General features: G+C 45.2%; 11 protein-coding genes. 10 read left to right on the top strand and 1 reads right to left on the bottom strand.

Annotation, left to right across the window (positions count from 1 at the left end; genetic code table 11):
- Positions 1-117: 117 nt before the first annotated feature.
- On the top strand, positions 118-1,458 hold the full coding sequence (locus QWY16_RS10345; protein ID WP_300989154.1) for a copper amine oxidase: 1,341 nt from the start codon (positions 118-120) through the stop codon (positions 1,456-1,458).
- Between the two features lie 57 nt (positions 1,459-1,515).
- Complete coding sequence (locus QWY16_RS10340; protein WP_300989153.1) at positions 1,516-2,226, top strand: class F sortase; 711 nt, start codon at positions 1,516-1,518, stop codon at positions 2,224-2,226.
- Between the two features lie 113 nt (positions 2,227-2,339).
- Here QWY16_RS10340 and QWY16_RS10335 read toward each other — a convergent pair whose 3' ends face one another.
- On the bottom strand, positions 2,340-3,368 hold the full coding sequence (locus tag QWY16_RS10335; RefSeq protein WP_300989152.1) for an alpha/beta fold hydrolase: 1,029 nt from the start codon (positions 3,366-3,368) through the stop codon (positions 2,340-2,342).
- Positions 3,369-3,621: 253 nt separating this feature from the next.
- On the opposite strand from QWY16_RS10335, the gene QWY16_RS10330 reads away from it, so the two are divergent.
- The 8 genes from QWY16_RS10330 (at position 3,622) to menC (ending at position 12,456) form a co-directional block, all read left to right on the top strand.
- Complete coding sequence (locus QWY16_RS10330) at positions 3,622-4,644, top strand: zinc-binding alcohol dehydrogenase family protein (RefSeq protein WP_436837183.1); 1,023 nt, start codon at positions 3,622-3,624, stop codon at positions 4,642-4,644.
- 66 nt (positions 4,645-4,710) lie between these two features.
- Positions 4,711-6,312, top strand: a complete 1,602-nt coding sequence (locus QWY16_RS10325) for a pyruvate oxidase (protein ID WP_300989150.1) — start codon at positions 4,711-4,713, stop codon at positions 6,310-6,312.
- Between the two features lie 105 nt (positions 6,313-6,417).
- Positions 6,418-6,909, top strand: coding sequence for a DUF1648 domain-containing protein (locus QWY16_RS10320; RefSeq protein WP_300989149.1), 492 nt, complete (start codon positions 6,418-6,420; stop codon positions 6,907-6,909).
- Between the two features lie 444 nt (positions 6,910-7,353).
- Positions 7,354-7,962, top strand: a complete 609-nt coding sequence (locus QWY16_RS10315; RefSeq protein ID WP_300989148.1) for a TetR/AcrR family transcriptional regulator — start codon at positions 7,354-7,356, stop codon at positions 7,960-7,962.
- A 519-nt stretch (positions 7,963-8,481) separates the two neighbouring features.
- The gene (locus QWY16_RS10310; RefSeq protein ID WP_300989147.1) at positions 8,482-9,342 is read left to right on the top strand and encodes a MurR/RpiR family transcriptional regulator; all 861 of its coding nucleotides are present in this window, start codon (positions 8,482-8,484) and stop codon (positions 9,340-9,342) included.
- Positions 9,339-10,475 carry a M20 peptidase aminoacylase family protein gene (locus QWY16_RS10305; RefSeq protein WP_300989146.1) on the top strand — a complete coding sequence of 379 codons (1,137 nt, stop codon included), beginning with the start codon at positions 9,339-9,341 and terminating at the stop codon, positions 10,473-10,475. The genes QWY16_RS10310 and QWY16_RS10305 overlap by 4 nt, the downstream gene beginning before the upstream one ends.
- 5 nt (positions 10,476-10,480) lie before the next feature.
- Complete coding sequence (locus tag QWY16_RS10300; RefSeq protein WP_300989145.1) at positions 10,481-11,323, top strand: GNAT family N-acetyltransferase; 843 nt, start codon at positions 10,481-10,483, stop codon at positions 11,321-11,323.
- Positions 11,320-12,456, top strand: a complete 1,137-nt coding sequence (gene menC / locus QWY16_RS10295) for an o-succinylbenzoate synthase (protein WP_300989144.1) — start codon at positions 11,320-11,322, stop codon at positions 12,454-12,456. The genes QWY16_RS10300 and menC overlap by 4 nt, the downstream gene beginning before the upstream one ends.
- Positions 12,457-12,462 lie beyond the last annotated feature (6 nt).

Raw genomic sequence — 12,462 nt, 5'->3', positions numbered from 1 at the left:
TAAGGAAAATACCGGAAGGGAAACTGAGTAAAGGCTGCTTGCGCTTGCTAGCATGTTCTCCTTGGCCATACATACACAGTGGGCACTGGTTGCCAAAAAAATATAGGAGGTTTTGGAATGAAAGCAATGAACAAAGCAACTACCCTGCTATTGATTTTAGTGATGCTGCTCCCGGTTGGAGGAGGGGCGGCGCTAGCAGACAGCCACCAAAGTGAAGTGGCGACTGTCGACACTGCAGCCTTGGAAATGAGAAGTGAAATTGATCGTCTTTTGTCGGAACATGGCTTTGGCACCATTACATTGATGCGCAAGATTTTCAACAAAGAGCCGGATGTAGAGCAGCTGAAAGAACTGGCGAATCTGAATAGCCAAGATCTTCGCGCCGGATTTGCCTCTGTTTATGGCGAAGGCCCTGCCGATGAGTTTATCGCCCTTTGGAACGAGCACAATGCTTTATTTGTTGAATATGCGACTGCTGCCGCCAATAACGACCAGCAAGCGATGCAGAATGCGATGGACAAAATGGAAGAAGGTTCCCATAAAATTGCAGTCCTCCAAGCAGAGGTGTCTGAAGGGAAATTGCCTGAAGCCGCTGTGGCAGAAATGCTCATGACGCATGAACAGCAGGTCAAAGCGTCGTTTGATGCTTATGTAGCAGGCGATTTTGAAACCTCTTACGCAATGCAAAGCGAAGCGATGGCGTATTTAGTGAATACGATGAGCAAAACGCTATCAACAGCATATGCGGAGCAATTCCCTGAGTTATACGATAATTCGAAGGCGTTGACAGTGGCAGGCAATCTCCGCTCCGATCTGAACCTGCTGCTCGGTGAACACTTTGCTGTTGCTGGCACAGTCATGCAGAAGCGTTTCCAAGATGCACCGGATTTTGAAGCGAGCCTTGAAGCCTTGAACGCCAATACGGGCAAACAGGCTGCTGCCACAACTTCTATTTACGGAGAAGAAGCCGGAAACCAATTTGCAGCGCTTTGGAACAGCCATAATGAATACTATCTCCAATATGTGGATGCCGTTAAAAACAATAACGCTGAAGAAAAAGAAGCGGCCGTGGCAAATCTTGGCCAGTTCCGGGATGAATTTTCTCAATTCATGAGTACAGCAACTGAAGGAATCCTTGATGCCGACACTGTTTCCGAAGCTTTGCAGATGCATGTCGATACAACACTCGGCACATTTGACAGCTTTGTAGCAGGTGATTATGCAAAAGCCTGGACGACTGCACGTGAAGGTTATGCTCATATGTTTGCTACAGCGAAAACTACCAGCGCAGCTTTTGTCCAGCAATTCCCTGATAAATTCGCAGGTGTCCCGGCCATGCCTGAAACCGGACTGGGCGGCATGGCTGGCATGTTTGATATGAACTCGATTCTTTGGAGCCTGCCTTTCCTTATAATCGCTGCTTTGCTCGTATTCTCCAGAAGGAAAGTTTTGGAGTGAATGATGTAAAGGGAGAGGGGAAAATTTCCCCTCTTTTTCTTCAGAGAGGTGATGTGTTTGACTTCGTTTGCCAAAAAATTTATCCTCCTGTATTTCCTGTTTTTATTTACGACAATCAATGGCAACCCAGTCCAACCGCTGGAAACATTGGCAAATGGATCTAGTGACAATCAGCAAGAGTTCATGAATTCGAGCTTGAGCGACCGGATATGGGAAAGGCAGATGCGCAGAGAGAAATTTGAGGACAAAAACATTCCAGTTCCAAAACCGCCGGTGAAAATGGATCCAGTCATCCAGCCGAAATCGCCTGGAGTTGTACCGATAGCCATCGAGATTCCGGCTATCGATGTAAAGGCGGATGTCGTCCATGTCGGAAAAGCCAAGGATGGCAGTATGGCAGTGCCTGAAGATATCGAGACCGTTGGCTGGTATAAACATGGTGCAAAACCGGGAGACTCCGGAAATGCAGTAATGGCAGGGCATGTGGATGGGTTATCAGGACCTGCAATCTTTTATGGCTTAAATAAATTAGAAAAAGGTGATCAAATCCACGTTGCCGATGCAGATGGAAATCAGCTGACGTTCGTGGTGACAAAGAAAAAAATCTATCTGCCTGATGAAGCGCCATTGATGAAAATCTTTGGTGACCACAAAAAAGCCAAATTGAATTTGATTACATGCACCGGTTCATTTAATCGGAAGATTGGGCATTATGAAGAACGGCTCGTGGTATATACAGAGCTTGTTGAACAGAAAGACAAGCAATAAGGATGATGGTCAAACTGAAGATTCTTCTGAAACTAGGGATGAGAATTCCTTGTTTTCGGAAAGGATCTTTCTTTAGGCAGTTCTGAAAAACCGATTATGCAAAATCCGGAAAATCACTTTTCGAGTTTTGGCAATAACTGAATTTCCGCTGCGAATTCAGTTATTGCCGCGATATATTGTTTTGGTTTGAAGACGTGGATGACATGGTTGGCATGGATTTTTTTGTAGCAGGCATGCGGTGCCAAATTCAAAATCCGTTCGGCATCCAGGTCATCCATAGCTCCAACCAGCCCGTAGTCCGGATAGCGATGCCAATCAGCATGGAGCACCAGAATCGGACACTGGAGGCGCCGGAGTGCAGCGGAGTGATCAATTCCTTCATAAAAACGGCCATCGACAAACGCCCGGGCAAAATCCGGGTCGAACATCGAAAGTGATTTTAACAGCAGCCTCAGTGTACTTGGAAAACCGGTTTCTATCGGCTGTCCGGGATGGGCGTCTTCAAATTTCTGTATTTTTTTGGATAAATAGCGGATAAACTGCGGCGGCACCCGCTTGACCCGTGTTTCTGAAACCGGCATTTCCATCCCGTTAAAATAAGTGGCAAGATCCCGGTTTTCCGGATCCCCTATATTGTCAACGAGCTTTTTCAACCCGTTGTAGACAAAACGGTCCTGATCTTTGAATCGCGGCATTTCGACAGAAAACACTGGGGCATCTTCCAGCACGATGGCTGATACAAGATGCGGGAGATTGGCTGCACACCATAAAGCGATGATTCCGCCTGAAGAATTGCCGGCGATTAAGGCTTTCTGTTTCACTACATTTTCCAAAAATGCTCTCATATCAGATCCCACAGTATCCCAGGAGTAGTCTCCGGGAGTCCAGCTGGATTTGCCGTGTCCCCGTATATCCACGACATACACTTGGAATTTTTTTGAGAGCGGCGCCATCACTTTTTGATAGCTTTCCCACATGCCCATTTGAGCAGGAATCAGTACCAGTGGAGGACCGTTATCCGGACCTGCCACATAATTGAGTTTGATCTGACCGGTATCAAATTGAAGTTCTTGAAAGCCGGCTTTTGTTATTTTAGGAGCAGTAATCTTTCCAGACAGTTGTTCATATGGATTTTTGTACATAGAATCTCCTTTCCCATGCATCTGTACTAATCATTATACTCTTTTTGTCTATTGAAATTTTTATAGCATCCATCGCTGTCTCAAATTTATACTGCTGCAAACTGGCACCTGGAAAATTATTTGAGTTTTTCATAACCCTTTTAGGGTAAGCAGGTATTAGGACCAAAATGGAAATTAGCTTTTGAAATACAACAGAACATAAGAAGCACTAGTTACTTTAAGGAAAGAGGCGAAGCCAGTGAGTCAGGAAAAAATGAAAGCATTAGGATTTTATGCGCCAGGAGACCGGTCGAAATCCCCTGAATTTGAATCCGTTGAAATCGACAGGCCCGTACCAACCGGCAGAAATCTGCTTGTCGAAGTTCGGGCTATTTCGGTAAACCCGACAGATTTACGGACACGTGACGCCAAAAAAGACAATGATGATTCATTGACGATTGTCGGCCGCGACGTTGCCGGTGTGGTCGTGGGCACCGGAGAAAATTGTTCGTTGTTTAAAACAGGTGATGAAGTCTTCTATGCAGGTACGAGTGCTGCGCCAGGAGGCCAAAGTGAATTGCATTTGGTGGATGAACGCATCGTCGGAAAAAAACCGCAAAGCCTTGATTTTGCGCAGGCGGCGGCTATGCCGCTGACCAGCTTAACGGTATGCGAAGCGCTGTTTGACCGTTTAGGAATTTCCCGCACTGCAGCGGATAATAGCGGAAAAACAATTCTGATTATCGGCGCTGCAGGCGGTGTCGGATCAGCAGCGACCCAGATTGCGAAACTGGTTGGCCTTCAAGTGGTGGGTACTGCTTCAAGGAAGGAAACAGCCGAGTGGGCAAGAGAGCATGGAGCTGACCATGTCATCAATCACCGCGAGCCGATTCCTCAGCAATTAAAAGAGTTGGGTCTGGATGGAGTGCAGTATATTTTCTGCATGACAAATATCGACGACCACATGGAAGCAATGGGCAAAGTGATTTTGCCGCAAGGAAAGGTATGTTCGATTCTGCCGGCTCAAAAGCCGATCTCTATCGCTTTCTTTTCTAAAAGCGTGACGTTTGTTTATGAATTGATGTACACCCGGTCGATTTATCAAACGGAAGATATGATTGAACAACACCATTACCTCAATGACTTGGCGGATTGGATTGACGAAGGCAAAATGCGTTCTACGCTGAACAAACACTTTAAGCCCATCAATATCGAGAATTTAAAACAAGCCTATGACCAATTGCTGACAGGCAAGACCATTGGGAAAATTGTAATCGAAGGCCCTTTTGAACAGTAATCAATAGAAGCGTGGAGCGGCTCGAAAGGAATGCAGTATAAATTTAATGAGAAATGAGGGGAAGCAATGTTTGAAAACAAGGCTGGCAGTTATGTAATCGACTTGCTCAAGGAATGGGGCGTAGACCATATTTACGGAATGCCTGGAGATTCGATCAATGAATTTATGGAGGAACTGCGTAAAGAAGATGCGATTCGTTTTATCCAAATCCGCCACGAAGAAACGGGTGCATTGGCTGCATCCGCATATTCAAAACTTACTGGCAAAATCGGCGTTTGCATGTCGATTGCGGGACCAGGGGCGGTCCATTTACAAAACGGCTTATACGATGCACAAAAAGACAAGACGCCCGTACTGGCGATCGTCGGCCAAGTAAGCAGCACATCGGTCGGAACGGATACATTCCAGGAGCTGAAACTCGAATCGATGTTTGAGGATGTGGCCGTCTATAACCGGCGCGTGCAAACGGCGGAACAGCTGCCGGACATGCTGAACCAGGCAATCCGGACTGCTTACGCTGAAAAAGGACCGGCCGTATTGATTGTATCGGATGATTTATTCGCTGAAAAGGTAAAACGGGACGTACCTTTGACGTCTTCAGCATATGCTATACCAAAAATCCGTGCGGCAGAAGAAGATTTGCAGGAAGGTGCCCGTTTGATTCAGGCGGCGAAAAAACCAGTGATTTTGGCTGGCAAAGGCGCGAGAGGAGCTGAAGCGGAATTGCTGGCATTTGCTGAAAAGATCAAAGCGCCCATTATCGCTTCACTTCCTGCAAAAGGGATTATACCGGATGATCATCCGCAAAATCTTGGGCAGCTCGGCCAACTGGGTACCCAGCCGTCTGAAGAAGCGATGAAAGAAGCGGATTTGCTGGTTTTGGCAGGCACTGCATTTCCTTACCGTGACTATTTGCCAGACAATGCTCCAGCGATTCAAATCGACATCGAACCGCGAGTGATCGGAAAATATTATCCCGTGACAGTAGGGATTGTAGGTGATCTCGGATCGGTAATATCTTGGTTTACGGCGCATGTAGATGAGAAAGAAGCAGATTTTTTAGGGACATACATGCAGAAACGGGAAGCTTGGCGAGCTGATCTTCAACAAGATATGAATAAAGAAACTCCGGTTCTCCAGCCGCAGCATGTATTAGCGGAAGTTCAGCAAATCATGGAGAAAGATGCAGTTATATCACTTGATGTTGGCAGTGTTACCATCTGGACTGCCCGTTATCTGCAGCTCTCGGGTCAGTCTCTTGTCGTATCGGCCTGGCTTGCAACAATGGGCTGTTCGCTGCCAGGAGCTATCGCTGCAAAATTGGCATATCCGGAACGGCAAGTGATTGGATTGATTGGCGATGGCGGGTTTTCCATGGGGATGCAGGATTTCGTTACGGCCGTCAAATACAACTTGCCAATGACGCTTGTGGTCTTCAACAATCAAAAAATCCAGCTTATCGAACACGAACAAGAACAAAAAGGCAATCCAGCGACGAATGTGGAAATCGCCAATATCGATTTTGCTGCTTTTGCAGCGGCTTGTGGTGGGATCGGCTATACTGCAAAGAATCGTGCGGAAGTGAAAGAAGCGCTGGCTAAAGCGAAAAAAAGCAATAAACCGGTTGTCATTGATGCTTATGTTGAAGATATCTCTCCGCTTGAATAATGGCCTGTTAAAATCCTTTGTCTATTTTAGACGAAGGATTTTTTTCTGTTTTCTGAAACCGGCGCTTCTTTTTTCGTAAAATGAATGGAGAGGGGAGGGGACTAGATGAACAATCAACCGAAAATCGATATTACAAAACCTCGCTTTGCGCTTTTGCTCGATGCAATTGCAATCATCGCATTTGCAGCATTGCTCATTTATCTCTTCAGCCAATATGGTTCATTGCCAGACCGGGTGCCAGGGCATTATAACGGTGCAGGAAAAGTTGACCGATGGGGAAGTAAAGTTGAATTATTCTTTTTGCCGATCATCGGCGCGGCATTATGGATCTTCATGTTCGTTATGGAGAAGTTTCCCCATACCTATAATTACTTGAACCTTACAGAGAAAAACGCTGAAGCCCAGTATAGAAATGGGATGCTCATGATGAATGTGCTTAAAAATGAAATGATCTTATTATTTTGCTTTATCACTTATCAGAACATGGAAGTGGCAAGTGGAAATGCAGAAGGATTAGGTACAGGATTCATGCCGATTTTCCTGGGCTTGATTTTCGCTACCATTTCCGTATTTATGGTTCGGATGGTCCGTCTGTAAAGCAAAAAAAGAGTGTGGCTTCCGATTGTATTTGGAAACCCGCACTCTTTTTTCTGTGGGTGAAACAACCGATTCTTTTTTGTGAAAAACAGTCCGGCAGGGGAGGGGAGCAGAAGTGCATTATATTGGCATTTCTTTTTCGTTTTCTGCATTTAGGCTGTAGCCAAAAATGAATAGCAGCATTCAATTAGTGAAAAGGCAGCTGAAGATTAAAAAAGCGAAATGAAGAAAAATCGTGGATAATCAAGTCGAAAAAGACACGTATAAGTTAAATAGAAGACTTTGATGTGAGTAACCCACATGTTTTATGAGTTATCCCCAGTGCCTTAAAGTTATTAACTTTTTGCTAATACAACTGTATCAAAAAGATAGCGTAAGCAAAATTTATTTAATACAGTTGTATTAATATATTGAAAATTAATAGTATTCTGATAAAATAGGGTTATGCCAAAACTAACTAATCACGAAGAAGTCAAACAGTCGATAGCTGAAGCCGCGTGGAAAATCATTTTAGAACAAGGTCTGGGAGGAGCATCCGTAAGAGCGGTCGCAAAGGAGGCGGGAGTATCGTTAGGAGCGCTGCGTTATTATTTCTCCACCCAAGAAGAGTTGATTGCGTATTCCAGAGAGCTCGTATATCAAAGGACTGCTGAAAGGATGAGAAGAGTATTTAAGCTCGACATGCCGCCGAAAGAAAAAATCGTCCAGGTATTGCTTAATTTATTGCCGTCATCTGAAGAAAAAAGGCTGGAAGTGGAAGCAAGGCTGGTATTCAAGGTTTATACACGGCATAAAGGAGATAAATTCGATGCCCAGCAGGACAGCGTATATTTGGCGATTAAAGAAGTCATGTCGTATCTAGTCTTGCTGAATCTATTGAAAAAAGATTCAGATCTGCATCTGGAAACGGAAAGGCTGTATTGTTTAATGGATGGCCTGGCGCTCGATGCCATGATCAGACCGGAACTTTTAGAGGCGAACAGGATGAAAAGAATCATCATTTATCATTTGAATTCAGCTTGCAGCGAAGAATTCGGAACAACAGGCTGGTAGCTGAAAGACGAAAATCACCGCGGCAATGAGTCATTTGCATAAAAATACATGAAATAAATATCGAATATAATTATATTATGTAGTCTAAATTACGGTTATATGCTAACCAAACTACGCCGCTTGCCAGTTAAATAAACAAATCCAGCCGCTAGTCAGGGCTGGATTTTTTCTTGTTGAATCTGAATAGAAATATTAGACGGATCTTTCATGATTTTTTTAATCTGCCCTTTCTTAATGCATTTAATAGTTCAACGCCATCATATATGCAGAATTTTATTTTCATTATAAGTTGTGCATCCACAGTACTCTTCAAGCTACTTTTTCTTTTGAAGTTTTCCCTGCTTTCTTTACGCTCTGCAAGTAAATCCACTTTAAAATTTTTAACAATAAAAATATTTAAAAATTGTATGCAGTATATTGCACTCTTTAGAATTGTGTGATAAATTAAATAAAATCTTTAATGAAGCTTAAACTTCATTTGGTAAATAAAAGACGTCTTAACTTCAAAAGGGAGATATTATGAAATTATCGGAATTGATTCAAGAGCGATACAGCGACTTATCAAAAAGCCAGAAAAAAGTGGCTACCTATGTCTTGGACAACCCGAGAAAAATAGCCCTTGACCCGGCTCAGGATGTTGGAGATTCCATAGGCGTCAGTGAAACCACGGTAATTCGTTTTTGCTACAGCCTTGAACTGTCCGGCTATGCGGAGCTGCAAAAGGCCATCCGGGAGCAATTGCTTTCTAAAGAAAGCAGCTTGGATGCCTACCAGCAATCCAAAATGGATTTAGAGCAGCAGCCTCATTTTTTAGAAGAAGTAATGGAGCGCGACCGGTCAGCCATTTCTACGACGATGAAACAGATTGATGAAAAACATTATGAAACCGCGGTTGAAAAATTAGCGAAAGCGGACACTGTCTATATATTGGGGCTCCGTTCATCATTTGCGGCAGCACATTGGCTTACATTTACGCTCAATCTTGTTAGAGGAAAAGTGCGCCAGATCCGTCCAGAAACGGAAGACATTATCCAGATACTCAGTGAAATGGACAGCAATTCCGTTTTGATCGCCATTTCCTTCCATCGATATTTGAAACAACCAATCCGGATTGCGGAACTGGCAAAACAACAGGGTGTCTTTATCATTGGCGTGACAGATTCCCAATTGGCACCAATCCAACAGCATAGCGATGTGCTGTTTCCGATTTATTCGCCAAACAAGTCAACGCTTGACGCGACTGCGACATTATTTTCCTTTCTAAACGCGCTGGTAGCGGGAGTCGTGGTGAAAGGCAAAGGAAAGTTCCGAAAACGGCAAGAAGATTATCAGGCTTTGGACAGTGATTCCTTATTTATGGAAGGGGGAGATCGTCAATGAAAGCAGTGCTAGAAGAAATAAAACCGGTGGTGGAAGAGGTATTCCAGCATTTGCATACACATCCGGAAATCAGCTGGAAAGAAGTTGAGACCACCAACTATTTAAAAGAGCTGCTGGAAAGTGAAGGATTTGAAGTACAGACTTTCGATGATTCAACGGGATTGGTTGTCACAGTGGGCAGTGGTGAGCCGTGTATCGGGCTCCGTACAGACATCGATGCATTGTGGCAGGAAGTGGATGGAAAGTATCAGGCCAACCATTCCTGCGGACACGATGCGCATATGACGCTTGCTGTCGGTGCACTTCTTACGTTGAAAAAACTTGGCATCCCGGAAAAAGGCCGCTTGAAAGTGATTTTCCAGCCGGCAGAAGAAAAAGGCACGGGCGCCCTGTCATTTGTCGAGAAAGGAATTGTCGACGACATCGATTTTCTGTACGGCGTCCATCTGCGTCCGTTTCAAGAAATCAGCCATGGCTATGCATCTCCAGCAATCATGCACGGATCCGCAAAAATGCTCAAAGGGTCGATCCATGGAACTGATGCACATGGAGCACGGCCGCACGAAGGGCAAAATGCCATTGAAGTGATGGCGCTTCTTGTACAGGCCATTCATTCCATCCAAATCAATCCGATGGTCCCGCATTCAGCAAAATTGACGATGTTCCAGGCCGGCGGTGAATCGGCAAATATCATTCCGGGAAATGCAGTGTTCAGCATTGATATGCGTGCGCAAACAAACGGTGTCATGGATAAATTATTTGCGCAAGTCATTAAAGCGATGCAAGCTGTGGCAGAAATGGCCGGAGTGAAAATTCCTTATGAAGTGGTGGCAGAAATCGCGGCTGCTGAAGTGGATGACACGGCTGTTGAAATTATGGGACAGGCCATTGCGGAAACTGTAGGCGAAGAATTTTTAGTACCGCCAATTATTACACCTGGAGGAGAAGATTTTCACTTTTATACGCTGAAGCGCCCTTCAGTCAAAGCAACGATGCTTGGGCTTGGCTGCGATTTAGCTCCTGGCCTCCACCATCCGGCGATGACGTTTAATCAGGATAGTTTGATCGTCGGCATTGAGATTCTCGCCCGTACAGTCCAACGCACTTTTGAACATCTGGAACAAGGGAAGTGACAGACATGACAGACGGAATTATGATTCGCAGACTAGAAACGAATGCGGAGATGCGCTTGATCCAACAACTCGAACGCGAAGTATGGGACATGTCGCCGGTTCCGACGCACCAGACATTTACCGCTTCCAAAAATGGCGGAATTCTGGTCGGTGCTTTTGACGGCGAAGAGCTGGTCGGCTATTGCTATGGCTTTACCGGGTTTAAAGACGGAAAAACTTATCTTTGTTCCCATATGATGGGCATCCATCCGGAATATCAGTCGAAAGGCATCGGCAAACGCCTGAAACAGGAACAACGAAAAATCGCCCAGCAAATCGGCTACGATTTAATCACCTGGACATTTGATCCATTGGAAAGCCGCAATGCGCACCTCAACACCTCCAAATTATTCGGCATCAGCACCACTTATATTGAAGACTGCTACGGAGAAATGGATGATGGCTTAAACCGCGGGCTGCCAACTGACCGTCTGCAGATTGAATGGTGGATTTCAAGCAACCGTGTTGAAGACGCTTGGGTGCCCGAAATCGCTGAGTATAAAACTCCGTTTCAAATCACGCAGACCCCGAATGGTTTTCCGGTACTTGAAATTAATGAGAGTGAATTTCTCTCCGGTGCGGAAGGCGTTGAAGTGCCAGTGCCACAGGATTTCCAGACGATTAAAAAACTGGATCCTGAACTGGCGATGGACTGGCGCATGAAGATCCGGACAGTGTTCCAGCAGTTATTCGCAGCCGGGTTCGCAGTCACCGGTGTCCGAAAGGCTGAGGAAAGCGTCCATTATTATCAATTCGTTCCGGCAAAGACCATTCCATTACAACCAATAGAAAGAGGCGATAGGCAGTGAAAATTACAGAAATCAGGATTCGGAAGATGAAGATGATGATGAAAAAACCATTTACCACTAGTTTCGGGACATTCCAGGAAAAGGACTTCTTATTGCTGGAAGCAAAAGATGAACTCGGCAATTCAGGCTGGGGAGAATCGGTAGCGTTCCATTCTCCATGGTATAGCGAGGAAACGCTGGAAACAAATATGCACATGATCAGAGATTTCCTGGTGCCGATCGTATTTGAAAATGACATCCGCCATCCGGACGAAGTCAGTGAACTATTCAGCCATCTCCGCAAAAACAATATGGCAAAGTCGACAGTCGAAGGAGCCATTTGGGACCTTTATGCGAAACGCAACAAAATGACGCTCGCAGAAGCTCTCGGAGGCACCCGCAATAAAATTGAAGTCGGCATCAGCATCGGGATCCATGAAGACGTCAATGAGTTGATCGATACAGTCGCTGGATTTGTGGAAGAAGGCTATAAACGGATCAAAGTAAAAATCAAGCCGGGCTATGATGTGAATGTGATGCGGGAGCTTCGTGCCAAATTCCCGGATGTGCCGATGATGGCAGATGCCAACTCGGCTTACCGACTGAAAGATATCGATTTGCTGAAACAATTGGATGAATTCAATTTGACAATGATCGAACAGCCATTGGCTTCAGACGATATTATCGACCACGCCAAACTGCAGCCGGAACTTGTTACGCCAATCTGCCTGGATGAAAGCATTCATTCATTGGAAGATACCCGGAAAGCCGTGGAGCTTGGCAGCACCAAAATCATCAATATTAAAATTGGCCGGGTCGGCGGATTGACGGAAGCGAAAAAAATCCACGATTATTGCATGGAACAAGGCATTCCGGTTTGGTGCGGCGGGATGCTCGAATCTGGAATCGGCCGTGCACATAATATTGCACTCACGACTTTGCCGAACTTCATCCTTCCAGGAGACACTGCCGGATCATCGCGTTACTGGGAAGAAGATGTCATTTCTCCGGAAGTGATTGTGGAAGATGGGTATATCACCGTTCCCGAGGCTTATGGAATTGGCTACGCTATCAATCAAAAAGCTATGGACAAGTTCACCGTTGAAGAGCTCATCTTCAAAACACAGCAAACAGCAGCTGGCACCGGACAATAAAATACG

The sequence above is a fragment of the Planococcus shenhongbingii genome, assembly GCF_030413635.1.
Lineage (GTDB): Bacteria > Bacillota > Bacilli > Bacillales_A > Planococcaceae > Planococcus > Planococcus shenhongbingii.
The sequence above is the reverse complement of the archived record's forward strand: the minus strand, read 5'-3'. Positions and strand labels throughout refer to the sequence as shown.